Consider the following 24,477-nt stretch of genomic DNA (forward strand, 5'->3'; position numbering starts at 1 on the left):
GGTGCGTGCTCTCGGCGTGCCGGCCGCAAGCGCTCGTACTGGACGTACGTGAGCTTTCGGCCGGTGCGGCGAGAGTACGCACCGGGCGCCGCGACGGGGCGAACGTTGCCTGACGCGGTACTAGGAACCCCGTCCGTCAGGCACCTCGTCCCTCGGCCCGTGTTCCGGAGGGCCGGACGCACCGTCCCGTCCGGTCCTCCCCTCCCCGGAGGAGACCCACCATGTCCACCCATGCACCGACCCGCACCGTCCAGGTCCACGGAACGCCGGGAGAGCGCCACGAGGAGATCCTCACCCCCGCGGCACTGGACTTCATCGGCCGCCTCGACGCCGCCTTCGCCCCGCGACGGCTCGAGCTCTTCAAGGAGCGGCAGCGCCGGTACACCAACCTGGCCGCGGGCTCGCCGCTGGACTTCTCCCGCGCCACCTCGGCCGTCCGCGCCGACCCCGGCTGGCGGGTGGCCCCGCCCGCGCCCGGCCTGACCGACCGCCGCGTCGAGATCACCGGCCCGCCGGACCGCAGGATGACCGTCAACGCCCTCAACTCCGGTGCCCGGGTGTGGATGGCGGACTTCGAGGACGCCACCGCGCCCACCTGGGACAACGTCATCGGCGGTCAGCTCAACCTGCTGGATGCTTGTCAGCGGCGCATCGACTTCACCACCCCCGAGGGCAAGGAGTACCGCCTCGGCACGGACCTCGCGACCATGGTGGTCCGCCCCCGCGGCTGGCACCTCACCGAGGAGCACCTCACGGTCGACGGCCGACCCGTCCCGGCCTCGCTGGTCGACTTCGGCCTGTACTTCTTCCACTGCGCGCAGCGGCAGATCGATGCCGGGTACGGCCCGTACTTCTACCTCCCCAAGCTGGAGAACCGGTACGAGGCCCGCCTCTGGAACGACATCTTCCTGCTCGCCCAGGAACTCCTCGGCATCCCCCGCGGCACCGTCCGGGCCACCGTCCTCATCGAGACGATCACAGCCGCGTTCGAGATGGAGGAGATCCTCTACGAGCTGCGCGAGCACAGCTCCGGTCTCAACGCAGGCCGCTGGGACTACCTGTTCAGCCTCATCAAGAACTTCGGGCACCGCACCGATTTCCTGCTGCCCGACCGGGCCAAGGTCACCATGACCGCCCCGTTCATGCGGGCGTACGCCGAACTGCTCGTCCGTACGTGCCACAAGCGCGGCGCCCACGCCATCGGCGGCATGGCCGCGCACGTACCGGGCAAGGACGCGGCCGCGAACGAAGCGGCCCTGGCCAAGGTGCGGCTCGACAAGGAGCGCGAGGCCGAGGACGGCTTCGACGGCTCCTGGGTCGCCCACCCGGCTCTGGTCCCCGTCTGCCGGGAGGTCTTCGACGGCGTCCTGAGCGAGCGCCCGCACCAGATCGACCGCACCCGCGAGGACGTGAGCGTCCACGCCTCGGACCTGCTGTCGGTCCGCCGCATCAGCGGAGCGCCCACGACGGAGGGGGTGCGCGCCAATGTGGCCGTGTCCCTGCGGTACTTCGACGCCTGGCTGCGCGGCAGCGGGGCCGTGGCCCTCTACGGGTTGATGGAGGACGCGGCCACCGCCGAGATCGCCCGTGTCCAGCTCTGGCAGTGGCTGCGCCACCGCCTCATCACGCGGGACGAGGTGCTGCGGCTGGTCGACACCGAATGCGCGGCGCTCGCCGCGGAGCGGCCCGACGCCCTGGTCGGCGAAGCGCGCGGCATCCTGGAACGGGCCGCCCTCGGCCGCGAGCTGCCCGCCTTCTTCACCCCCGACGCCTACACCCGCCACCTCGTCCGCCGTACGGAGGCCCGCTCATGAGCACGCTCAGCTCCGAGGTCCGCCGCATCGGCATCGTCGGCGGCGGCCAGATGGGCGCAGGCATCGCCGAAGTCTGCGCCCGAGCCGGCCTCGACACGGTCGTCTGCGAGGCCGACGCCACGGCGGCCCGCGCTGCCCGGGCGCGGGTCACCGTATCGCTGGAACGCGCCGTGCAGCGCGGCCGGCTCGACCGGATCTCCGCCGAGGACGCGCTGGCCCGCCTGCTGTTCACGGGGGACCTCGAGGATCTCGCGGACCGGCAGCTGGTCATCGAAGCCGCCGTCGAGAACGCCGACGTGAAGGCGGAGATCTTCACCGCTCTCGACAAGATCGTGGAGGACCCGGAGGCGATCCTCGCCTCCAACACCTCCGCCATCCCGATCATGACCCTGGGCATGGCCACCCGCCGTGCCGACCGTGTGCTGGGCCTGCACTTCTTCAACCCCGTGCCGGTCCTGCCCCTGGTGGAGATCGTCTCCTCCCTGCACACCACGGCGGACACCGCCGAGACGATGGAGTCCTTCGTACGCGAGACGCTCGGCAAGACCGCGATCCGCTCGCAGGACCGGTCCGGGTTCGTGGTCAACGCGCTCCTGGTCCCCTACCTGCTGTCGGCGATCCGGATGTCCGAGTCCGGCTTCGCGACGGCCGCCGACATCGACACCGGCATGGTGCTCGGCTGCGCCCATCCCATGGGACCGCTGAAGCTCGCCGACCTCATCGGCCTCGACACCGTCGCCGCGATCGCGGAGTCTCTCTACGACGAGTTCAAGGAACCCCTCTACGCCCCGCCGCCGCTCCTCCAGCGGATGGTCCAGGCAGGGCTGCTGGGCCGCAAGACGGGCCGCGGGTTCCACACGTACGACCGGGGCTGAGGGCCCCGGTTCGCGGCCCGGGCCGAGGGTGCCCCGGGTGCTGAGGGAACGGCGGGGCGTGACGAGTGGTGTCGTCCCGCCCCGCCTTGCCCGGCCCCCACGGCCTGTGTCAGCCGGCGGGCACGGCTCGGGACGCGAACGGCAGGAACATGGGCGCCAGAGTGACATACGGGGCAACAGGTTGATAAGGGTCCACGTCTGTGACCTCCCGCGACTCGAGGACCACGTGAGGGCCGGCGCGCTCACACGCCCGGAGGGCCGGCCGGGGCGGCGGCTTCCAGGTCGTCGATGCTGCCGGACATGACGGTGCGTACGTGCCGGGTCAGGTGCTCGGCCGGCCAGTCCCACCAGGCCAGGGCGAGAAGGCGGGCGACGTCCGCCTCGCTGTACCGGGTTCGGATCAGCTCGGCCGGGTTGCCGCCGACGATGCCGTAGTCGGGGACGTCGTCGACGACGACGGCTCCGGAGGCGATGATCGCGCCGTGGCCGATGCGAACTCCGGGCATGACCGTGGCACCGTGGCCGAACCAGACGTCGTTTCCGACGACGGTGTCCCCGCGGCCGGGGAGGCCGGTGATGAGATCGAAGTGCTCGGCCCAGCCTCCGCCCATGATGGGGAACGGGAAGGTGGAAGGGCCGTCCATGCGGTGGTTGGCACCGTTCATGATGAACCGGACGCCGGTGCCCAGCGCGCAGAACCTCCCGATGATCAGCTTCTCGGGCCCGTAGTGGTAGAGCACGTTGCGGGTCTCGAAGGCGGTGGGCTCGTCCGGATCGTCGTAGTAGGAGTACTCGCCGACCTCGATCAACGGAGACGTCACCAGCGGCTTCAGGAGCACGACGCGCGGCTGTCCGGGCATCGGATGGAGAACCGAGGAGTCGGGCGGAACAGGATTCACGGTGGAACCACTCCAGACGGTCTATGCATGCGTGGACAGTACGTCCATGATCCCGGACGTCGCGTCCGGCACGTCGGCGACGGGGACTCCGGGGCCGTGGCAGGGGCGATGGTCAGCGGCGGCAGCCGGGTCGGGTTCCGGCCGCGAGGCGGTGGACCGCCTCGGGTAGCCCGCCTTCATCATCTGGCCCCTGGGCCGAGTTGACTTGAACCCCGATCATTCCTGCTGGTCAGCGGAGCCTGATTGGACTATCCGCTGAGGGAATTCAGCATCCATGGTCCGGAAAGCACATTGCTCGCGGCCAGAGGAAAGACCAAGAGTGATCAGCAGCTCGGGAGTCGCGAACGGAGGCGGGGGCCGCGGTCGTCGCGATCACCGCCGCCACACCCCCGCGCGGCGAAACACGATCCGCAGGGCTTCCGGGTTCGGAAACCGGCACAGAAGGAAACGAATGGCATCCATGCTCGCCGGCTGCACGCCCTGGCCCCAGGAGTTCGTCGACCGCTACTGGGCGGCCGGACACTGGCGTGGCAACACGCTGGACAACCTGCTGCGCGGCATGGCCCTGCAGTACGGACCCCGGACCGCGCTCGTGCAGGGCGGCACCCGCATCACGTACGCGAACCTGAACCGGCGCGTGGACCGCATGGCCGCCGGATTCAGGCTGCGCGGCCTCCGGCCCGGACAACGGGTCGTCGTCCAGCTGCCGAACGTTCCCGAGTTCGTCATCACCGTGTTCGCGCTGATGCGCGTCGGCGTGATCCCCGTGTTCTGCCCGCTCTCGCACCGCGCGTCCGAGGTGCCCGAGCTCGTGCGGGTCACCCAGGCCGTAGGCTACGTGGCTCCCTCGACGTACCAGGGCTTCGACCACACGGCGATGGCCGCGGACATCGCGGCCCGATGGCCTTTCCTGCGGCGGGTGTTCACCCTTGAGGCGCCGGGCGAGTCATCCCCGTACGGCGGCCTCACGACCGACCCGTCGGGCTGCCAGTACTCCCCGCTGGGCTCCATCGACGCCGCGCCCGAGCCGGCGCCTGCGCAGAGCGCCGCCCAGGTGGCGTTCTTCCTGCTCTCCGGCGGTACCGCTGCGGCGCCCAGGCTCGTTCCGCGTACCCACAACGACTACGCCTACCAGGTGCGGGCCGCCGCCGAGCTGGCTTCGCTCACCGAGAACGACGTGTATCTCGCCGCGCAGCCCGCCGAGTCCAACTTCACCTTCGGCTGCCCCGGCATCGTCGGCACCCTCTCCGTCGGAGGCACCGTCGTCCTGGCCGAGAACCCGGAACCCGCCGAATGCCTTGCGGTCATCGAACGGGAGCGGGTCACCATCACGTCGCTGGCGCCCGCCGCCGCGCAGCTCTGGCTCGACGTACTCCCCACGGTCCGGGCCGACTTGAGCAGTCTGCGTCTCCTGCAGATCGGCGGCGCGCCCTTGCACCGGTCGACCGCCGAGCGGATAGGCCCCGAACTGGGTGGTCGCCTTCAGCAGGTCTTCGGCATGCCTGAGGGTCTGCTCATGCTCACCCAGCCCGCCGACCGGGACAAGACCGTGCTCACCACGCAGGGCCGGCCGCTCTCGCCCGACGATGAGATCCGCATCGTCGACGTCGACGGCCAGGACGTGCCCGACGGGGAGCCCGGCGAACTCCTCGCACGCGGTCCGTACACCCTGCGCGGCTACTACCGGGCGCCCGACCACAACGCACGCTCCTTCACCCCCGACGGGTACTTCCGCACCGGCGAACTCGCGCGGCGCACTCCGGACGGCAACCTGGTGGTGACCGGTCGCCTCGAGGTCTGATCCGGCCCACAGGGACCGACCCCCTACGGGAACAGGCGTCCGAGTCCCCGCACACGACGGACCAGTGGACGGCGGTGGCGTAGTCACTGGGGGCCGCCGCCGGTCCCGCCGCCGCGGCGTTCGGCTCGGAGGCGTTCGGCTCGGAGGTGGGGGCGCCTCCTTGGGCATCCTCGCGTTCAGGTCCATGGGCCGCGCAGCGACCGGCCTCACCCTACGGAGTGCTTGCGCGCGGGCGGGCCGCGTCGACTGGTCTTGCGGGTGGCCGGAAGACGCCGGCCGATGAGCCTACTCGCCCACTCTCCACGGCAACTATCCATGTTTTCAACGCAGTTGTTAACTCAGGATTAGCGGAACCGTGCATGAATGGTCAGCCGGGCGGTACATACTGCCGCTCGACCGTGACGCGAGCGTGCTGGGGGGCATGGGTGGCCGTCGGGGAGAGAGCTTCAGGGGAGAGACCGTTCATCGAGGAGCCCCGCCTGGCCATCCGGCGCCGGTCGTCCGGCTCGTGGTCGCGGCGGGGCCTGCTGCTGTTCTTCCTGCCCGCGCTGGCCACCGTCCTGACGGGGCTCGCCGCGCTGGCCGTGTCGGGCAACCTGCTGCTGCCCTTCGAGAACGCCGTCGTCCTCGAGGGCAAGATGGCCTCCAAGCGTGACTCCCCGACGGGCAGCTGTCGTGGGTTGCTGGTCGCCGCCGTCGTGGTGAGCGTACGGAGACGGCGGGGTGGGCGGGACCCGCTGGCTGGTGGCTAGGTCGTGTCGTCGAAGTCCCGTCTGGCCGACGGCTGAATGCCTTCGGGCGGGGAACCCGGTCAGCCTTCCTCGCACAGATCGCAGAGCGTGGCGACCAGGGTGTCGCACACCAGCGGAATCCTGTACGCGTTGGCGCGGACGGTGCGGGCGGTGGCGAGTTCCTCGAGCGCGGCTGCCGCGAACCGGTCCGCGGTGGCCGGTGCGCCCCGCAGGACGGCCTCCGCCCGACGCGCGCGCCACGGCGTGGTCGCAAGGCCGCCGAACGCGATGCGCGCGTCCCTGGCCCTGTCGCCGTCGAGATCCACCGCCACGGCGACCGACACCAGCGCGAAGGTGAAAGAGGCCCGGTCCCCGACCTTGCGGTAGCGGGAGCGGGCCGCCATCGGCAGCGCGGGCAGCTCCACCGCCGTGATGAGTTCACCGTGTTCGAGGACGGTATCGAGCTCAGGTCGGTGCCCGGGCAGTCGGTACAGGGAAGTGACGGGAATGCGGCGGGTGCCCGTGCCGTCCTGTACGCAGACCGTCGCATCCACGGCGCACAGGGCGACCGCCAGGTCGGAGGGGTGCACGGCCGCGCAGCTCTCCGACGCACCGAGTACGGCGGTGTGCTCGCTGTGTTCCTCCACGGCCGCACAGCCGGATCCGGGTCGCCTCTTGTTGCACCGGGTGTCCGGGTTCAGGAAGTAGGGGCACCGCGTGCGCTGCAGCAGATTCCCCGCCAGGGTGGCCATGTTGCGCAACTGAGGTGACGCACCGGCCAGCAGCGCCTGCGACACGACCGGATAGCGCTCGCGCACCTCGGGATGGGCGGCGAGATCGGCATTGCGGACGGTGGCCCCGATGCGGATACCGCCGTCGGGGAGCACTTCGACCCCGCTCAGGGGCAGGCCGGTGACGTCCACCAGCAGACACGGACGGACGATTCCCAGCTTGAGGTGGTCGAACAGGTTCGTGCCGCCGGCCACGAACACGGCCCCGGGATCCCCCGCGACCAGCGCGACGGCCTCCCGCACGGTGGCGGGGCGCTCATAGCGGAAGGGTTTCATGTCCCGATTCCCGGTGCCGCCGCATCCCTCACACGGCGCACGCTGAGCGGCAGGCTGCGGATGCGGCGACCGGTCGCGTGATGGACGGCATTGGCGATGGCCGCCGCCGTCCCGACGATGCCGATCTCGCCGACGCCCTTGGCCCCCATGGGGCTCGTGTGGAAGTCCTCCTCGTCGATGCAGACGGCCTCGATCTCGGGAGCGTCGGCGAAGGTCGCCACGTGGTAGGCGGACAGGTCGCGGGTGTGGAAATGCCCGTACGTCCGGTCGATGAACCCCTCCTCGCACAGGGCCATGGAAAGACCCATGACCATACCCCCGACCAACTGCGATCGCACGGTGACCGGATTGATCACACGGCCCACGGCGAAGACGCCGAGCATGCGCGGCACCCGGATCTCCCCGGTCGACGTATCCACGGTCACCCGGGCGAACTGCGCGCCGAACGCGTGCTGGGAGTGGGCGCGCGGCACGGCGAGCTCCTCGAGGGTGTCGACGCCGGCTTCGAGGCCACTGGCCGGCACCAGGCCGCCGCGTCGCCCGATGTCGGTCCGCAATGCCTCGCAGGCGCGCACCACCGCCGTCCCCCACGAGGTCGTTCCGCTGGACCGGCCGGCCCAACTGGCCGACGGGTAGGCACTGTCGCCGATCTCCACCATGACGTGATCCACGCCGACGTGCAGGGCGTCGGCAGCGATCTGGGCCAGTGCCGTGCGCGCCCCGGTGCCGATGTCCACGGCCGCGATGCGCACGGTGTAGCGGCCGTGGCCATCGGTGTGCACGCTCGCCCGGGAGGGGAACCGGTACTGCGGAATGGTCGACGCGGCGACGCCCATGCCCACGAGCCGGCGCCCGTCGCTGTGCTCCGCGCGGAGGCGGTCGCGTTCGGCCCAGCCGAACCGCTCCGCGCCCAGCCGCAGGCAGGTGGCGAGGTTCCGTGTGCTGAAGGGCCGGCCGCTGTGCGGATCGTTCGCGGTGTCGTTGCGCAGGCGCAGCTCGACCGGGTCGAGCGAACACGCGACGGCGAGCTCGTCCATGGCCGATTCGAGCGCGAACATCCCCGGGCATTCACCAGGTGCGCGCATCCAGGTCGGCGACGGAACGTGCAGCCTCACCCTCCAGTGCCTCGTCTCGCGGTTCGGCGCCGCGTACATGGTGCGCGTGGGCGCGGCCGAGTACTCGCAGTGGTCACCCGTCAGGGACGCCTGCTCGAACGACACATGGGACACGGCCAGCAGGTGGCCGTCGGTCTCGGCCCCCAGCCGGATCCGCTGAATGGTCGGCGTCCGGTATCCGGCGACGACGCTGAGCTGCTCCCGGGTGAGAGCGGTCCTGACCGGCCGGCCGACGGCGAGTGCAGCCACGGCGGCGACGACCAGCTGGGCTCTTGGCGCGGCCTTGGAACCGAACCCTCCCCCCACGTGCCGGGCGATGACGCGCACCCGGTCGGGGCCGATGCCGAAGAGGTGCCCGAGGATGTCGCGCGTCCCCGACGGGCCTTGCGTGGTGTCGTAGACGGTCAGCGCACCGTCGTGCCAGTACGCAACCGTCCCGTGCGGTTCGAGGGCATGGTGGTGGTACGGAGGAGTGGTGTATGTGGCCTCGATCCGTACCGGAGCGTGCGACAGGGCCGACTCCACATCGCCGTGCGAGCAGTCGGTCGGAAAGAAGGGCCCGTGGTCCGGCGGCTGGTGGAATCCGTCGCACGCGATGTCGAGGCTGACCCTGTGCGGGGCTGCGGCGTACTCGATGCCCACCATCCGCGCTGCCTCGTGGGCGATCTGCGGGGACTCGGCGACGACCGCGGCGACGAACTGGCCTCGATAGGAGACCGAAGGGGACTGGAAGACGGCGAGGTCGGCATCGCCGGTCCGGTTCAGGCGGGGGCAGTTGCCGCCGTGAATCACGGCCAGCACTCCGGAACGGGCGAGGGCCTCCTCGGGATGGACCGCCGTGACCCGCCCGTGCGCGACCGCCGCTGGAACCACTGCCGCGTACGCGAGGTGCGGCAGGGTCACGTCGCCGGTGTAGCGAGCGCTGCCCGTGACCTTCTCCCGGGCCTCCCGCCGGGGAATGGCGGAGCCGACGGACGGGTGTGTCACGGCGCCACATCCATGATCGCAGCCACGATGTTCTGGTACGCACCGCAACGGCACAGGTTCCCGCTCATGCGCTCACGGATTTCCGCCTGCGTCAGAACCGGAACGACCGGGGGCCGTCCGGTCGCGGAACCGGGCCATCCGCGGGCGAACTCGTCGAGCATTCCGATCGCGGAGCACAATTGCCCGGGGGTGCAGAATCCGCATTGGAAGGCGTCACGCGCGACGAACGCCGCCTGCAGCGGATGGAGATCCGCCCCGCCCAGGCCCTCCACCGTCATGACGCGCGCGTTGCCGCACGCCACGGCGAGTGTCAGACAGCTGTAGACACGCCTGCCGTCGACGAGCACGGTGCAGCAACCACAATGGCCCCGATCGCAGCCGGCCTTCGCTCCGGTCAGACCGAGGGAGTCACGCAGTACGTCGAGGAGAGACATCCTGGTATCGATGGTCAGACGGCATTCCTGGCCGTTGACGTTCAGTGCGATATCAGCACGGACGGCTGGGCTGTCCTCGACGACCTCGGATGGCTGTGAACTGCGCATGGGGCATGACCCCCGTTCTGGCGAGCTGCGGGGCCCGGCCCGCACCCGAGCGCAGACTCCGCACGTCTCCGCTTCACTCTACGCCTCTACTGGATCTTGCGCCTGAGGGGGATCGGTACGACCAGCGGTCCCGTACCACCATGCGTTTCGACAGCGTCACCACGGCCGTCTCACATCTCGCACCGCAGGCCGAAGGGCCCTAGACGAGCGGGCCGCCTATGGGCTGTTCCGTCCAGATCGTCTTCCCGGTCCGTGTGAACCGGCTGCCCCAGCGGTCGGTGAGCTGGGCGACGAGGAAGAGGCCACGCCCTCCTTCGTCCGTCTCCCGTGCGCGCCGCAGGCGCGGCTGGGTACTGCTGGGGTCGGACACCTCACAGACGAGCACTCCCCGGTCGCGGATCAGTCGGAGCCCGACCGGGCCGCCTGCGTAGCGGATCGCGTTCGTGACGAGCTCGCTGGCGACGAGTTCGGTCACGAAGCCCAGTTCCTCCAACTGCCAGTCGGACAGCCGGCCCACCACCAGCTCACGGGCGTGCGCGACGAGCGACAGGTCGGGTTCGAGTTCCCACTCGGCGACCTGATCGGGCGACAGCGGGCGGATGCGGGCGAGTAGCAAGGCGGCGTCATCGAGGGGCGCTTGAGGTCGCACCTCGTCGAAAACGCTCTGGCTGATCCCGCCCAGGGGCCGGCTCGGGCCGGCGCCGGCGCCGGCCTCGGCGAGCGAGACCTTCAATCTCTCCATCCCCTCCTCGATGTCGCCGCCGCGGCTCTCCACGAGTCCGTCGGTGAAGAACGCGAGCATGCTGCCGGGCCGTACACCGAACTCCGTTACCTCGAAAGGCACTCCGCCCACCCCCAGCGGCGGTCCCGGCACCATGCCGAGAGAGACCGGTTCCTCACCCGGAGGCAGCAGGATCGGGGGCGGATGTCCCGCAGTGGCGGCGGCGCACCGCCTCGTCACCGGGTCGTAGACGGCATACAGGCACGTCGCTCCGAGCACCGCGGGCTCTGACCGCTCGGAGGGCTCGGAGCGCTCGGAACCGGACTCGCCGGCCGTCTGCTCGTCGGAGAAGCCGAGCACCAGATCGTCGAGATGCGTGAGGAGCTCACCTGGATCCAGGTCGAGGTCGGCGAGGGTCTGCACCGCGGTCCGCAGCCGTGCCATGGCCGCGGTCGCCTCGAGTCCGTGTCCGACGACATCCCCCACAACGAAGGCCACGCGCAACGACGACAAGGCGATCACGTCGAACCAGTCCCCGCCGACCCCCACACCGCCGCCCGCCGGCTGATACACCCCCGCGGTGTCCGCGGCCGCCACGTTCAGGGCGGAGTGCGGCAGCAGGCTGCGCTGCAGGGCCACCGCCGACCGGTGTTCCCTGGTGTAGCGGCGTGCGTTGTCCACGCCGAGCGCGGCTCTGGAAGCGAGGTCGTGCAGGAGCGCAGCGTCCTCCTCGCTGAATACGGAAGGCAACTGACTGCGCCAGACCGTGACGCAGCCGAGGATCAGGCCCCGCGCGTAGAGCGGCACCGCCACGGAGGAGTGCGCCCCGCTCGGGACGAACAGGCGCAGGCTCTCGGGATCCACCCCGAGCGACGCACGGAGTACGGCGACGTCGGACACCAGGACGGGCCGTCCCTCCATGAGCGGACGCATCACCTCGCTGTCCGGTACGGGAGGAAGCGCCTCTCCCACCGGCAGGAGCTCCTCCGCGGATATCCCCGGGCTCTGTGCGGCAGCGGTCCGGCGCAAGCGGACATCGCCGCTGGCTTCGAGGTGGGGCGGTTCGTCGCCCACCAGTACCGGCTCCGCGAGGTCCACGGTCGCCAGGTCGGCGAAATCGGGGACCAGGAGGTTCACGAGGGCCTGGGCCGTCTCCGTCACGTCCAGAGAGGCCCCGATGCTTTCGGCGGCGGCGCGGGACAGCCCCCTTCGGCGTCGCTCCGAGTCACGCTCGGCCACTTCCACCAGGGCTTCGGCCGGACTGACCAGGACAAGCCACTGAGCACGGGCATCACGGTCGCCTGAAGTCCGAGCCGCAAGCCGGACAACCTTGCAAACGAGAGAGGCCGTCCGGCCCCCATGACCGCTTCCGGGAACCGTCACGAGTCGCCCGGTCGATCCCGCCTCCGTTCCACCGCGCGGCAGTAGCCCCGACAAGGGGGCACACGGCTCCCCCGGCGAGCATTCCAGGAGCGTCGCGGCCCACTCCGAACGGGCGATGACCACGCCTTCGCCGTCCAGGACGACCGCTGCCGTGTCGCCGAAGGGCGCCGAGGCCGGCCTCGGACCGCGCTGCTCCGGTTCACGCATGTCGCCTCCACGCACCGTGACCTTCAGTATCTTCCCCGAAGGACCACCCGGCGACCTGCTGCTATCGCGACAGCCACCGACAGGCCGCACCACCGGCGCGAGGAGCCCGTTCATTGCAGAAACCGCCCTGCACCCCTCGGCCCGACCGCCCCTGCCCCCGCCGCAGGCGTACTGGGCCGGCCCCGGAAGTGGGCGTGCCGGCCGGAGGTCGAAGACGGCATCCCCTGGCCCGCGCCTCCCGCGGCGTCCCCGCGCGTCGGCCGGGGCGAACTCGTCCGACGCGGCCACGGCGCTCCGGGCCGGCGGCCGAGCTCACCCCCGTGAAGCTCGACCTCGACCCGGCCGGCACCGCCGCCCCCTCGACACTTCAGTGGCGACGAAGCATTGGTAACGTACACCAGAGTGACTGTCCGGCGTCAACCAAAGTGTTGCCGGGGCCGGCCCGAGGGGCTTCGAGAAACACTGTGGTGGGCAAGGACTCGGCATCACACCAAGGAGGTCGTGTACGTGGAGGATGACCAGTCGCCCACCTTCGCCCAACTCCTGGACCACCTCTTCCGTGAGGTGCACCCCCCTTCCCGGGGGCCCTACACCTACGCGGAGGTCGCCGAGGGAATCCGCAGGGCTGCGACCGGAGAGGGGCGCGGTGTGACGGCAAGTGCCATCCAGCAACTGCGCACCGGCGCCAAGCGGAACCCGACGCGGCACACCATCAAGGCCCTGGCCGACTTCTTCGGCGTACCGGCGGGCTACTTCGTCGACAGCGCGGCGGCCGAACGCACCAAGGCCGAGATCGGCCTCCTCGCCGCCATGCGCGATCAGGACGTCCGCAAGGTGGCCCTGCGCGCCAACGGCCTGAGCGTCGACAGCCTGAAGATGCTGTCCACCGTGATCGAACAGGCCCGGAAGCTCGAAGGGCTCACCACCGACGACCCCGCGCAGGACCTCGACCTGGATGACTGAACCGCGCACCGGGCGGCGACAACGCGGTCCCCGCGCCCCGACACGGCACCCCCTTGTGGTCGCTCAACGACAGGGGGGCATCGGGCGTTTCCCGGCACAAGCCCGGCATCCCGGGCCGCACGGCCCGACCGCGGCGGCACCCCGCCCTCGAAGCGGAGTCGCGAACATGCCAACATTGGGGCGCGCGTACCGGGCTTCCAGGGAGAGTTGCACCCCGGCCGGCCGCCCCCGACCGGCGTCACCAGAGTGAGGACATGGACCTTGAGCAGCTTCGCGCCACGTGTGAGGCGCGCATCGAGGCGCTTCGACTCCCGCACCGCTTCAGCACCCGCGACCTCCGTGACGCCGTGGCCGAACAACGCGGACGCCCCATCATCCTGCGCCCCCTGAGCACCCTGGGCGCCATGGACGCTCCGTGCGGCATCCGCCTGGAGACCCCGGACGCCGACCTGTTGTTCTACGAGGAGGCCACCTCCCCTCTCCACCAGAACCACATCCTCGCCCACGAGATCAGCCACATCATCTGCGACCACCCCGGCAGCCTGGAACTGGACCAGGACGCCCTGCGCGCGATCGGGTTCAACCCCACCCTCGTGCAGCGCATGTCCGGCCGGACCAGCTACGCCGGCGAGGACGAACGCGAGGCCGAGGTGATGGCCAGCGTGATCCGGCAACTCATGTACCGGGGACGCGAGAGCCCGTCGAGCCGGCCCGCCAGCGGCGCCGAGAGCTGGGACGCGCTGTTCGCCAAGCCACACAGGAAGAAACGCCACCGGAAATGATCGACATCCTGTTCACGGGCACGGCCGTCGTGCTGCTGTGCTTCGCCGCCTACTGGGTGCGAGGACGCGGCGGGCACCGCCCCACGGGCACCTGGGCGATGGCGGCACTGCTGACCTCGTTCGCTCTCGCCTTCGCCTCCTACGCCCCCGCCGTGGAGCGCGCGGTCGAATCGGTGGTCCCCGACGTCGCCCGACTCCTGAGCAACACCTTCACCCTGACGGCGGCCACCTCGGTCCTCGCCTTCCTCTTCCAGCTCAATCTGGACCGCGAACGGGCCCGCCGGCAGATCCGACTGCGCGTCATCGCCCTCGTGATCTCCGTCGCCGGCATGACCGCCTTCTTCGCCGCCGAACAACTCACCGGACGCAACCCGGCGTTGTACGCGTGCTACGTGCTCATCTACATCTCCTACCTGGGGTACACGGCCAAGGACTTCCTGCTGCAGACCTGGGCCCAGTCCAAGCGCTCGACCCGACGCAGTCAGCGCTGGGGCCTGCGCACGACCTCGGTGGGCTGTGGTTTCGCCCTCGCCTACGCCGCGTACAAGCTGTTCGCGCTGGTCTCCATCGGCCTCGGTCTGGGGCTCGTGCCCGACCACGCCCGGTGCTCGACGCCGCTGACCCCCTTGCGCTGCACGTTCAGCGTGACCGCGCCCGCCGTCGCCGTCCTCCTCATCACCGTCGGACTCACCCTCCCCGCCCTGCTGTGGCCGCTCAGCCAACTGCGCCGCCGTCGCTGGGAACGGAACTCGTTCACCGCGCTGGAACCCCTGTGGCGGGAGGTCACCTCGGCGGTCCCCGAGGTCGTGCTCGACCCGGGCAACACCGAGGCCGGCACCCACGACCTCGACTTCCACCTCCACCGCCGGGTCATCGAGATCAACGACTGCGTGCTGGCCCTGCGCCGGTACCGTCAAGCATCGGTACGGGACGCCGCGGCAGCCGAGGTCGCCCGCCGGGGCACGGCCGACACCCCCGAGGGCGACGCCGAGGTGGAGGCGGCGGTCATCGCCGCGGCCGTCGACGCGAAGCGCGCCGGACTCCCCCTCGACGGCGACGAGGCCCCGCCCGCCGCCGGCACCCGCTCCCGCAAGGGCGACCTCCCGGCGGAGACCGCGTGGCTGCTGCTCGTGGCGGACGCCCATGCACGCCGCCCGGCACCCGAGAACGCGGGCGCGGCCTCGTGACCGCCCCGCGGCAGGACCCGCTGCGCGACCCGCGCTTCTTCGCCGACCCCTACCCCACCTACGACCGGCTGCGCGAAGGCTGCCCGGTGCAACGGATCCCCACCGGCTCCGGCGGACACCATGCGTACCTGATCACCGGCCACCCCGAGGCCCGCGAGGCGTTCACCGACCCGCGCCTGTCCAAGGACACGGCCCGCTTCTTCGCGGACCGGCCCTCGAACCGCGACCTGCACCCGGCGATCTCCCGCAACATGCTGGCGAGCGACCCGCCCGCGCACACCCGCCACCGGCGGGTGGCGACGCCCCTGTTCACCACCGGACGCGTCCGGGAACTGCGCCCGTACATCACCCGGGTCGTCGACGACCTCATGACCGCGTGGCGGCCGGGCACGGAGGTCGACCTGGTGTCGGACCTGGCGGTACCCCTGCCCGTCACCGTCGTCTGTGAGCTGCTGGGGGTGCCGGAATCCGACCGCGCCACGCTCGCCGGCTGGTCCCACGACCTCTTCGACGCGACCGACACCGACCGCGTCGACGCCGCGTCGCACCGGATCGGCGACTACCTGACCCACCTCGTCGACACGGCTCGCGCCACCCCCGGCGACGGCCCGCTCCACTCCCTCCTGCGCGACTGCGACGAGGGCGGCCTCGACCGGGACGAGACCGTCTCCCTGGCCGCCCTCCTCCTGGTCGCCGGGCACGAGACCACCACCCACTTCATCGGCAACGCCGTCCTGGCCCTGCTCCGGCACTCTGAGGCGTTCGACCGGCTGCGCCGGGACCCGGACCTGATCCCCGGCGCCCTGGACGAACTGCTCCGCTTCGACTCCCCGGTGAGCGTGGCCACCTTCCGTCACAGCACCGAGGACCTGCGCGTCGGCGGGGTCGACATCCCGGCGGGCTTCCCGGTGCTCATCGCCCCCGGGGCCGCGAACCGCGACCCGGCGGCGTTCCCCGACCCACAGCGCCTCGACCTCGACCGCGACGCCGGCGGCCACCTCTCCTTCGGCCACGGCATCCACCGCTGCCCGGGCGCCCCCCTCGCCCGAGCCGAGGCGGAAATCGCCCTCCGCACCCTGGTGACCCGCTTCCCGAACACCCGCCTGGCCATCCCCGCAGAATCCCTGACCTGGCGCCGAACCCGCCTCACCCGCGGCTTGACCACCCTCCCCCTGGCGCTCTGACCCACACCTGAACGATCTCGCTGACACACTCGGCGGTCCCGCTGCCGCACCACCAACCGCCGAGACGGGCCAAGCCATCACGACGCACGGCCTCCGACTCACCGGGCCCGGGCGTGTGGGGCTCGCCGAGCGTGGAGGAGTGGGCGTAGCGCCTCCTCCATCAGGCCGCACACAGCGGACGACCCTCTGCCGACGTGCACCGGCGCGGCGATACTGAACCTAAGCAGACCGCTCAACCCTGGGTGTCTCAGCACCCTGGGTAGTCGCTGCGGGAATACCCGCTGAGCGTTCCGTTCGGCAGGTCGAAGGGTGGTAGCGATGGACGCACCAGCGCCGGGGTTGGGCGAGGGGCCCGAGGACCCGTTCGCGCTGCACCATTCGGCCTCGGCGGTACTGGACGACCACGGCAGGGTCGTCGGCTGGAGCGAGCGCGCACAGGAGCACCTCGGCTACCCGCCCGACGAGGTGCTGGGCCGGGCGGCGATCGAGTTCCTGTCTGACGCCCGCGACCGTGAGGCGGTCTTGGACGCAGTGGCCGCGTGCCGGCGCGACCGGGGCTGGTCCGGTGTCCTGCCCGTCCGGCACCGCAGCGGGCGACGGGTGGAGCTGGGCTTCCGCGCCCGCGCTGTCATCCGCGCCGGCTCGGCCCGCGAATGGTTCCTCGTCGTCGCCCCGGCGGAGGAGGTGCTCCGGTGGGAGACGGATCGGTCGGTCTTGGACGGTCTGTTCCGGCGCTCCCCGATCGGTCTGTCCGTCCACGCCCCCGACCTGGGCATCCTGCGGGTCAACCGGGCGCTGGCCCGCTTCGCGCAACTTCCCACGGCGGAGATGCGGGGCCGACGCATCGGCGACTTCCTTTTCGGTCCGGACGTGGAGCCCATCGAGACTCGGCTGCGACGGGTGCTGGAGACGGGCGAACCCCTGATCTTCACCGAGCAGTCCTGTCGCACGAGGAGTGACCCCGGCCGCGAGCGGGTGGTGTCGGTGTCGGCGTTCCGGATCGAGGACCCCGCCGGCGGGATCCTCGGAGTCACCCAATTGGTCGAGGACGTCACCGACCGCTACCGGGCCCGGCGACGGCTTGCCCTGCTCAACCGGACGAGTGCCCGCATCGGGACCACACTGGACCTCGGCCAGACCACCTGGGAGCTGGCCGACGTCGCAGTCCCCGACCTCGCCGACGCCGTCTCGGTGGATCTGCTGGAGCCGGTGGCCCGCGGCGAGGAGACCGCCGAGGAGGATAGCGGACTGGTCCGCAGGATGGCCGTCCATTCGGTCATGGCAGAGGCACTGCAGGTGATGTACTCCGCCGGAGAGGTCTTCCGCTTCGACCCTCGTACCCCGCAGGCCAGGTGCCTCGCCGAACAGCAGCCCATCCTCGAACCAGTGCTCCAGAGCAGTCCCGGCTGGTACTTCCAGGATCCAGAGCGCACACAGCGCGCCCTCGGCCTGGGCGCTCACTCACTGATCGTCGTACCGCTGACGGCCCGAGGTCTGCTCCTCGGCCTGCTCACCCTGTGGCGAGCCGAGCGGCCCGAACCGTTCGAGGAGGACGACCTCACTCTCGCAGAGGAATTCGCCTCGCGCGCCGCCCTGTGCATCGACAACGCCCGCCGCTACACCCAGCAGCATCAAGCTGCGCTGACATTGCAGCGCAGCCTGCTGCCGCGGGAGTTGCCCGAACACAGCGCGGTCGAGGTCGCGCACCGCTATCTGCCGGCCGATCCCGCCACCGGCGTCGGCGGCGACTGGTTCGATGTCATCCCCCTCTCCGGAGCCCGCGTCGCCCTCGTCGTCGGCGATGTTGTCGGCCATGGTCTGCACGCTGCGGCCACCATGGGCCGCCTGCGCACAGCCGTGCACACCCTGGCCAGCCTCGACTACGCTCCGGACGAGGTCCTCTCCCACCTGGATGACCTGGTCAACCGCCTGGCAGATGAGCAGGAACCTGCTGACGGACGCTCGCAGGGCCAGCAGATCGTCGGCGCGACGTGCCTCTACGCGGTCTACGATCCCACCTCCCAACGCTGCACCCTGGCCCGAGCGGGCCACCTGCCCCCCGCCGTGGTGACCTCCGACGGCACGGTGAGCCTGCCCGACCTTCCCCAGGGGCCGCCGCTGGGCCTTGGCGGACTCCCGTTCGAGTCCGCCGAACTGGAACTCGCTGAGGGAAGCCTGCTGGCGCTGTACACAAACGGCCTGGTCGAGGCCCGTGGCCACGACCTCGAAGAGGGACTTGAGCGGCTGCGAGAGGCCTTGTCCCGGCCGAGCCGCTCGCTGGAGGAGACCTGCACGGCGGTGCAGAACGCCCTGCTGCCAGATCACCCACGGGATGACGTCGCACTGCTCCTCGCCCGCACCCGCGTGTTGGCGCCGGAGCAGGTCGCCTCCTGGGAACTGCCCGCAGAGCCGACCGCCGCCGCCCAGGCACGGGACCTGACGGAGGCCACACTGACCAGGTGGGGCCTGGAAGAGATGGCCTTCACCGCCGAACTGGTCGTCAGCGAACTGGTCACCAACGCCTACCGATATGGCGGCGGTACGCCGGTGATCCTGCGGCTCATCCGCGACCGCAGCCTGATCTGCGAGGTCTCCGACAGCAGCAGCACCGCTCCGCACCTACGGCGTGCGCGCACCACCGATGAGGGCGGGCGCGGTCTCTTCCTGGTGGCCCAGCTCACCGAACGGTGGGGCACCCGCTACACCCGGGACGGCAAGACCGTCTGGACGGAGTTCCCCCTCGCCACAGCAACGGAGGGGCACTCCGCGGCTGCTGCGATCTTTGCGCTCAATCGGTGACACCAGGGTAGTTCGGGGACCATGGAGGCGGCGGCCAAGGCCGTGGAAACGAGGGGACTGACAGCTTGTCCACCGGCCGGTGGACAAGAGGCGGACTCCCCACGAGGCGCCCCCGGGTCTGGTGGGCCGACGCCGCCTCTACCGCGGTGGGCCGCCGGCGGTCCGTGAGCGGTCGATCGGGCCGTGCCCCTGGTGGAGAAGGGAGTCGGCGAGCTTGTCGGCGGGGATCGGGGGCGGGGTCTTGCCGCAGAACTCCGCTTCGATCACGTTGACGTAGAGCGAGCCGTCTTGGAGCCAGTCACCGTTGACGTTGAACGTCAGCTGGTGGTCCCCGTCCCGCGTTCCGACCATCGCGGACAGCGAGCCGTTGGTCCGTCCGCTCTTGCCCACCACCTTCACTCCGCAGGACAGTGTCGCGAACTCGACCCCGAGTCCGTAGCCGAACCCCTCCTCCGCCGGCACCTCGTCGAGCATCTGCTTCATCTGTGCCGGGGGGAGAAGTTCGCCCCGCATGAGGGCGCGGTGGAAGCGGTTGAGGTCACCGCTGGTGGAGATGACGTCGCCGGCGGCGCCCAGCCAGGTCATGTTCTGTTCCGTGGCATCGTGGATCTCGGCGTCGGGCTCACTCCGGTGGAGTCGGGAGTAGCCGACGGGGTGCGGGTTCGGCATCTGCGGCGCGGTGCCGGGGAACGAGGTTCCGCGCAGCTTCAACGGGCGGATGACACGGCGCGTGACCTCGTCGGCGTACGAACGGCCGGTCGCCCTCTCGATGACCATGCCGGCGATCACGAAGTTGGTGTTCGAGTACGACGGCGCCCTCTGCGGGTCGGGCCGCGGCGGGTACTTGAGGGCGATCGCGACGAGTTCCCCGGGCGTGTGGGAGTCGTATCGGTGCTGGGGGAATCCGGGCCCGGCGGCGCCGCGCACGAACGCGAGGTCGTCCGTGTAGTTCGCGATGCCGCTGGTGTGGTTCAGCAGTTGGCGCAGGGTGATCGTGGTGCCGTCGTAGCCGTTGCCCCGTAGCAGGCCGGGCAGCCACCTCTCGACCGTGTCGTCCATGCGCAGTCTTCCCTCGGCCTCCAGTTGGAGGAGGACGGTCGCGATGAACGTCTTGGTGATACTGGCCCCGCGGAAGTGGTCACCGGCCGAGCGCTCACGGCCCGTCGCCGTGTTGGCGTAGCCCGCCGCGTCGAACCACCTGGCCCCGCCGTCCTGGGCGTGTGCGGCCACTCCGGGCAATCTGCCCGCCTCGACGAGGGCCCGTAGGGCTGCTCGAGTCGCGTCGTGCCCGCGTCCCCCTTGCCCGGCGTTCGCGGCATTCGCGGCATTCGCGGCATTCGCGGTCGGAGTGAGCACGGCCGCGCTGACGACAGCGGCCAGCGTCAGCGCGAGCGAGGCGGTGCGTAAGGACCGCTGCTTCATGGGTGGAACCTCCGGAGCGCAGTGGGAGCGCCGGTGGTGCCCCCTGTGCTCGAAGAGACTCCCGACGGGCGCCCGGGGTTGAGCGTCCGGTCACCGCGGGACGCCGGACCGGCGTTTCGCGGGGTCCCGGACCGGAGGTGGCAGGTCGGGACCAAGCCCGTCTCAGAGGCGCGTCGCAGCACCCATGGCGCAGCGGAGCGAAGGGGTGACCGGCAGCTGGGGTGGCTCAGGAATCCGGTGACAACCATCCGGTGATCTCGTGTGCGGGATCGGCCGCGTGGGAGATCCTTCAGGAGGGCCCCGACCGCGACCGCCGGTCGACGATCGCGTCGCGCGTGGCACGCGTATGGGGATGACCGGGGCCCAGGATTCTCGTCCGGTCGGCCAGCAGCTCGGTGAGCAGGACCACGGCCCGGCCAGGTTCGCCGGCTTCCCCCCGCCAGTGGGCGAGGGCGTGGCGTGTCGCAAGCCTTTGGGGATCGTAGGGGTCGGGTAGCCACGCCTGATCGGCCGGCAGTTTTTCGAAGCCGTACCGATTCGCGCATGCTCCGCCCCGGTGTTGCAGTTGGCGAAGACGACGAGGACCGCCGGCCGGCCCGCTCCGGGAGGGCCTGCCTCTGATTGCCGCGGACGCGGAGCGGCCCCCTGTCCCGGGCGGGGCAGGGGGCCGGTGTCATACGCGGGCAGTTGCTCAGCGTTCCTGGACGAACGCGCTGCCCTTGCGGGATCCCTCGGAGCAGGAACGCTTCTCCGCGGCGGTCATCTTCCGGCTCTTCACCACGACCGCATTGCTCTTGCCATCGGTGCCGTTCTTGACCGGGCCGGTGATGACGTCCTGGAAGTACCAGTAGTAGTGACCCCACTTGGGGCTGTCGTAGTGGGTCTGCCAGGTGCCGGAAACCTTCTGCATCACCTGGGCGCGCGAGATCCAGCCCACCTCGCCGGGCTTCACCGTCATGTTGAGCGAGCTGCCCTCCGAGTGAGAGCTCGACCAACTATGACTGTAACTGGCCGTTATGCTCAGGTCCACGATGCCCGCGATCTTGCCACCGGCGGTGACGGAGACGCCCAAGGAGTCGGTGGATCCCACCGTGTCGTCCCACGTCATCGCCTGAGCGGCATCAGACGTGCTGCAGTTGAAGAGGGAGTTCGACACCTGCCGGAACTCGCCCAGGTACGCCTCTTCGAGCTTGGGCGAGTTGAACGTGCACTTGCCTTCGCCCGAAGCGCAGTCCGCCATGAGCTGCTGCCGTGACGGCTGGTCGGCGGCGGACGCCGGAAGGGTGGCCGCCGCTGCGACTGCGCAGGTCGCGATCGTCATGGTCAGCGCGCGGGCTGCGTAGCGCCTGACGCGGTTCGTTGTCATCGTGGTGCCTCTCACCGTGCTGGGGGGTCGGTGAAGCGCCGTACGACGGGGGTGAATTCAACCACCGCCGACCGAACGTTCCATCACCGCCTGTTGCTTCTGAGATTCTCCGGGCTGGTCTGAGGAGTACGGCGTTAATGAGTCAGCTTGCGGTATGCCCTTCCCGCGTGCGGCTGGCGGCTCCGGTGCCGCCGTCCCCGGCCGTTGCCAGTCCCCCGCGAGAGGCAGTCTCATGAAGACTCCTTCCGCCGATGAGGCTGTCCAGACGGTGCGACCCCGGACGGCGACGTCGCGCACACCACCCGCCCACTGAGCCTGGGCAACGTCTTCGACGCCGAGGGCCTGCCGGCCCGGGGTGCCTCCGTCCGGCGCGTCTCACGACCTCCTCGTCGGGCCGTTCGCCGCAAGGAGCATCCGCCCTGCGGTGGAGGGCCCCGCAAAGGGAAGTTCGGTGCGGAGTGCTGCTGGACAGCGCCACATCTGCATGCATCAGCCAGGGTTCCGAAGCGCCTCACGGGACGGAACAGTCCCGGTGCGAGGCCGTGGCGGTGCCTCGCCCACTGCGGTGCCGTTGCACAGGCGGGGCCACACGTTGCCCGACGGCTCCGACACCGGGCGACATGAGGTGCCCACCCCAGAGCGCATCGCCACGCTCGAACATGTCACGCCGAACCGACACGTTGGCGGATCCCAGCCTGCGCCTGACTCTGCGTAGTCAGCACCAAGTCAGCACGGGAGGGGTGGCGAGGTGCACCACTGCGGATGCCTTCCCCGGTCGGTCCGCCGACGTCATTCCCGGGTAAGCGCGCCCCGGGCGACGACCTGCCTCGCGCGGGCGTGCGGCCATCTCGGCCGCCTGGTCCGGTGGCAGCGACAGGACACCGTTCTCCGTCATCAGAGCGTGGAACTGCTGCCGAGGGTAGGGGGTGCCGGACGGCAGGGCGGCGACGTGTCGGCGTCGGCCACGCCCGGCGGCCAGGCGGACTTGGCGTGCCGCAGGACGATCAGACGCCGGGCGGCGCGCGACGTCATGGCGTCACCGGCTGGTGGTGGCCGACCTCACGCGCGAGGTCCAGCCCGAGGACGCGGTCGAGAAAGGCGAACGTCTCGAACTTGGCACCGGCCGGAACGTCGGCGCTCGTCGCCACTCCGGCCAGCATGTCCAGGACGGAGGGGACCCCGAGATCATCGGCCAGCGCGGCATGAGCCCGTCGCAACACATCGGCGGGGATCGGCCTGGACGGCTCCTGCGCCCATGCGGACACCTGCTGCCGCCACTGCCCCAGTGACCGTCGGGCCTCGGCGAGCGCGGCACTGGTGACCGTGACGGGTGTGCGGTGGGCGTGGTGGAGCAACAACATCCTCACAGCCAGCGGATCGGTCCCCTCCGGGGCGAGGAGTGGGCCTGGGTCGGGGGCGCCCTCGTCGAGGAGTGCCGGGCTGACCTGGCCCACGTCGAGCCAGACCCCGCCTACGGCGTCCTGTCCGGGGGTGCCGTACTCGGCGAGGTGCACATCGGCAACGGCGCACAGTGCACCGGTCAGCCCGTGAACACCGACGGTGGCAGGCGGGTGGATGCCGAGTGCGGACATGGCCCGATCGAGCGCTCGGGCTTGCTCGGGAGGCAGGTCCGGCGTGGTGAGGACGGTGAGGGACTCCAGGCCATGCAGCTCCGCGGTGCGCGCCAGTACGTCACCGACCAGCGGCGCCCTCAGGTGCACCGTGCCGACTCCGGCGCCGATAACCGGCAGGTGGACGCAGATGCGCAGCAGGTGGCGGTGGGGGGTAGGAACGTCCACGAGGTGTCCGGTGCGGGTGTCGGTGATACGCAGCATGATGCGGAGGCTAGTCCGGGAAACGTCCGGAACGGCGGAGAACCCGACCATGAGGCCGACGTTGCGCAATACCCAGGGCCGCGCGGTCGCGTCGTCCACAGCTCGCCGCGCCGCGACAGTAGCGGCGTAGCCACCCACCGACGGGCGGGGGCCCACCCCGTTGAGTCTCCCGCGGGGGGAGACACCAGGGCATGGGCCCAGCAGACGGCGCCGGGCGCTCCCGTACGGAGCGGCCCCCTCGGCCTCCAGCCGGTCTTCAACTCCGGGGTGGCGTTCTCCATCGGCGACGACGCCCCCGCCTGGATGGTCATCGCCGCCACTGGGCTGGTTACCGTCGCGGTGGCGGTCGCATTGTGGCGCACCGCACCGACGGCCTCCCGCCTGCGGGGCACGGCCCTGTCCCTCGTCCTCGGGGGTGCGGCCGCCAATCTGATCGACCGGGCGGCGGACGGGTACGTCACCGACTACCTGCACACCGGCTGGTGGCCCACCTTCAACCTCGCCGACGTCTTCGTCATGGGCGGCGGCCTGCTGCTCCTCGCCACCTCCTGGCGCGCCGACACGGCCACCGAGAACGCGGGGACGCGGCACCGCAGCCGCCCGCACGGCGGCAGGTCGTTCAGCGGCGCCCGCGGACCGCGATCACGGCCAGGGGGAACGAGATGCGAGCCGGGTCGCGCAGTTCCGCGATTCCGGCTTCGACCTCCTCCTCACTGAGCAGGCCGCGTTCGACCAACGCGGGGGTGAGGGTGGTCAGGGACAGCCGCGAGACCTCCGCGACCGGGGCGCCCGGGTGG

The 24,477-nt window shown here is 70.8% G+C and carries 18 protein-coding genes; 10 read left to right on the top strand and 8 right to left on the bottom strand.

What is annotated here, in order from left to right:
* Positions 1–221 precede the first annotated feature (221 nt).
* Together aceB and AB0M76_RS20290 are read left to right on the top strand one after the other, a co-directional pair.
* Positions 222–1,814 (top strand): malate synthase A, encoded by a 1,593-nt coding sequence (gene aceB, locus AB0M76_RS20285; protein WP_365954165.1) that lies wholly within the window; start codon positions 222–224, stop codon positions 1,812–1,814.
* Positions 1,811–2,689 (top strand): 3-hydroxybutyryl-CoA dehydrogenase, encoded by an 879-nt coding sequence (locus AB0M76_RS20290; RefSeq protein WP_365954166.1) that lies wholly within the window; start codon positions 1,811–1,813, stop codon positions 2,687–2,689. The genes aceB and AB0M76_RS20290 overlap by 4 nt, the downstream gene beginning before the upstream one ends.
* Before the next feature lie 242 nt (positions 2,690–2,931).
* On the opposite strand, the gene AB0M76_RS20295 is transcribed toward AB0M76_RS20290, so the two are convergent.
* Positions 2,932–3,549, bottom strand: coding sequence for a CatB-related O-acetyltransferase (locus AB0M76_RS20295; protein ID WP_365954167.1), 618 nt, complete (start codon positions 3,547–3,549; stop codon positions 2,932–2,934).
* 490 nt (positions 3,550–4,039) lie between these two features.
* Between AB0M76_RS20295 and AB0M76_RS20300 the strand changes: the two genes are divergently transcribed.
* Both AB0M76_RS20300 and AB0M76_RS20305 read left to right on the top strand, forming a co-directional pair.
* Positions 4,040–5,389 (top strand): AMP-binding protein, encoded by a 1,350-nt coding sequence (locus tag AB0M76_RS20300; RefSeq protein ID WP_365954168.1) that lies wholly within the window; start codon positions 4,040–4,042, stop codon positions 5,387–5,389.
* Positions 5,390–5,814: 425 nt separating this feature from the next.
* Positions 5,815–6,141 (top strand): hypothetical protein, encoded by a 327-nt coding sequence (locus AB0M76_RS20305; protein WP_365954169.1) that lies wholly within the window; start codon positions 5,815–5,817, stop codon positions 6,139–6,141.
* Positions 6,142–6,200: 59 nt separating this feature from the next.
* On the opposite strand, the gene AB0M76_RS20310 is transcribed toward AB0M76_RS20305, so the two are convergent.
* The 4 genes from AB0M76_RS20310 to AB0M76_RS20325 form a co-directional block, all read right to left on the bottom strand.
* Entirely contained in the window at positions 6,201–7,187 is a 987-nt protein-coding gene (locus AB0M76_RS20310; protein ID WP_365954170.1) for a xanthine dehydrogenase family protein subunit M, read from the bottom strand.
* The gene (locus AB0M76_RS20315; protein ID WP_365954171.1) at positions 7,184–9,289 is read right to left on the bottom strand and encodes a xanthine dehydrogenase family protein molybdopterin-binding subunit; all 2,106 of its coding nucleotides are present in this window, start codon (positions 9,287–9,289) and stop codon (positions 7,184–7,186) included. The genes AB0M76_RS20310 and AB0M76_RS20315 overlap by 4 nt, the downstream gene beginning before the upstream one ends.
* The gene (locus AB0M76_RS20320) at positions 9,286–9,831 is read right to left on the bottom strand and encodes a 2Fe-2S iron-sulfur cluster-binding protein (RefSeq protein ID WP_365954172.1); all 546 of its coding nucleotides are present in this window, start codon (positions 9,829–9,831) and stop codon (positions 9,286–9,288) included. Before AB0M76_RS20320 ends, AB0M76_RS20315 begins: the two co-directional genes overlap by 4 nt.
* A gap of 199 nt (positions 9,832–10,030) precedes the next feature.
* A complete protein-coding gene (locus AB0M76_RS20325) occupies positions 10,031–11,713 on the bottom strand; it encodes a SpoIIE family protein phosphatase (RefSeq protein ID WP_365954173.1) in 1,683 nt (560 codons plus the stop codon).
* Positions 11,714–12,649: 936 nt separating this feature from the next.
* Between AB0M76_RS20325 and AB0M76_RS20330 the strand changes: the two genes are divergently transcribed.
* The 5 genes from AB0M76_RS20330 to AB0M76_RS20350 all read left to right on the top strand — a co-directional run bounded on the left by AB0M76_RS20330 (position 12,650) and on the right by AB0M76_RS20350 (position 19,057).
* The gene (locus tag AB0M76_RS20330; RefSeq protein ID WP_365954174.1) at positions 12,650–13,105 is read left to right on the top strand and encodes a helix-turn-helix transcriptional regulator; all 456 of its coding nucleotides are present in this window, start codon (positions 12,650–12,652) and stop codon (positions 13,103–13,105) included.
* 254 nt (positions 13,106–13,359) lie between these two features.
* Positions 13,360–13,887: a regulator component gene (locus tag AB0M76_RS20335; protein WP_365954175.1), complete on the top strand. Its 528-nt coding sequence runs from the start codon at positions 13,360–13,362 to the stop codon at positions 13,885–13,887.
* Positions 13,884–15,074: an MAB_1171c family putative transporter gene (locus AB0M76_RS20340; protein WP_365954176.1), complete on the top strand. Its 1,191-nt coding sequence runs from the start codon at positions 13,884–13,886 to the stop codon at positions 15,072–15,074. The genes AB0M76_RS20335 and AB0M76_RS20340 overlap by 4 nt, the downstream gene beginning before the upstream one ends.
* Positions 15,071–16,258 (top strand): cytochrome P450, encoded by a 1,188-nt coding sequence (locus AB0M76_RS20345; protein WP_365954177.1) that lies wholly within the window; start codon positions 15,071–15,073, stop codon positions 16,256–16,258. Before AB0M76_RS20340 ends, AB0M76_RS20345 begins: the two co-directional genes overlap by 4 nt.
* Before the next feature lie 318 nt (positions 16,259–16,576).
* On the top strand, positions 16,577–19,057 hold the full coding sequence (locus AB0M76_RS20350) for a SpoIIE family protein phosphatase (RefSeq protein WP_365954178.1): 2,481 nt from the start codon (positions 16,577–16,579) through the stop codon (positions 19,055–19,057).
* A gap of 138 nt (positions 19,058–19,195) precedes the next feature.
* Here the strand turns inward: AB0M76_RS20350 and AB0M76_RS20355 are convergent, their stop codons facing one another.
* The 3 genes from AB0M76_RS20355 to AB0M76_RS20365 form a co-directional block, all read right to left on the bottom strand.
* Positions 19,196–20,479: a serine hydrolase domain-containing protein gene (locus AB0M76_RS20355; protein WP_365954179.1), complete on the bottom strand. Its 1,284-nt coding sequence runs from the start codon at positions 20,477–20,479 to the stop codon at positions 19,196–19,198.
* A gap of 691 nt (positions 20,480–21,170) precedes the next feature.
* Entirely contained in the window at positions 21,171–21,845 is a 675-nt protein-coding gene (locus tag AB0M76_RS20360; RefSeq protein ID WP_365954180.1) for a hypothetical protein, read from the bottom strand.
* Between the two features lie 1,028 nt (positions 21,846–22,873).
* Positions 22,874–23,680 (bottom strand): hypothetical protein, encoded by an 807-nt coding sequence (locus AB0M76_RS20365; protein ID WP_365954181.1) that lies wholly within the window; start codon positions 23,678–23,680, stop codon positions 22,874–22,876.
* Between AB0M76_RS20365 and AB0M76_RS20370 the strand changes: the two genes are divergently transcribed.
* Complete coding sequence (locus AB0M76_RS20370) at positions 23,648–24,397, top strand: signal peptidase II (RefSeq protein ID WP_365954182.1); 750 nt, start codon at positions 23,648–23,650, stop codon at positions 24,395–24,397. The genes AB0M76_RS20365 and AB0M76_RS20370 overlap by 33 nt on opposite strands.
* Positions 24,398–24,477 lie beyond the last annotated feature (80 nt).

The sequence above is a fragment of the Streptomyces sp. NPDC051364 genome, from assembly GCF_040682115.1.
GTDB lineage: Bacteria > Actinomycetota > Actinomycetes > Streptomycetales > Streptomycetaceae > Streptomyces.

Bases quoted from the DNA above. Each gene is read 5' to 3' on its own strand.
- aceB (WP_365954165.1), top strand. From the start codon at position 222: ATGTCCACCCATGCACCGACCCGCACCGTCCAGGTCCACGGAACGCCG.
- AB0M76_RS20290 (WP_365954166.1), top strand. From the start codon at position 1,811: ATGAGCACGCTCAGCTCCGAGGTCCGCCGCATCGGCATCGTCGGCGGC.
- AB0M76_RS20295 (WP_365954167.1), bottom strand. From the start codon at position 3,549: ATGCCCGGACAGCCGCGCGTCGTGCTCCTGAAGCCGCTGGTGACGTCT.
- AB0M76_RS20300 (WP_365954168.1), top strand. From the start codon at position 4,040: ATGGCATCCATGCTCGCCGGCTGCACGCCCTGGCCCCAGGAGTTCGTC.
- AB0M76_RS20310 (WP_365954170.1), bottom strand. From the start codon at position 7,187: ATGAAACCCTTCCGCTATGAGCGCCCCGCCACCGTGCGGGAGGCCGTC.
- AB0M76_RS20320 (WP_365954172.1), bottom strand. From the start codon at position 9,831: ATGCGCAGTTCACAGCCATCCGAGGTCGTCGAGGACAGCCCAGCCGTC.
- AB0M76_RS20335 (WP_365954175.1), top strand. From the start codon at position 13,360: ATGGACCTTGAGCAGCTTCGCGCCACGTGTGAGGCGCGCATCGAGGCG.
- AB0M76_RS20340 (WP_365954176.1), top strand. From the start codon at position 13,884: ATGATCGACATCCTGTTCACGGGCACGGCCGTCGTGCTGCTGTGCTTC.
- AB0M76_RS20350 (WP_365954178.1), top strand. From the start codon at position 16,577: ATGGACGCACCAGCGCCGGGGTTGGGCGAGGGGCCCGAGGACCCGTTC.
- AB0M76_RS20355 (WP_365954179.1), bottom strand. From the start codon at position 20,479: ATGAAGCAGCGGTCCTTACGCACCGCCTCGCTCGCGCTGACGCTGGCC.
- AB0M76_RS20360 (WP_365954180.1), bottom strand. From the start codon at position 21,845: ATGACAACGAACCGCGTCAGGCGCTACGCAGCCCGCGCGCTGACCATG.
- AB0M76_RS20365 (WP_365954181.1), bottom strand. From the start codon at position 23,680: ATGCTGCGTATCACCGACACCCGCACCGGACACCTCGTGGACGTTCCT.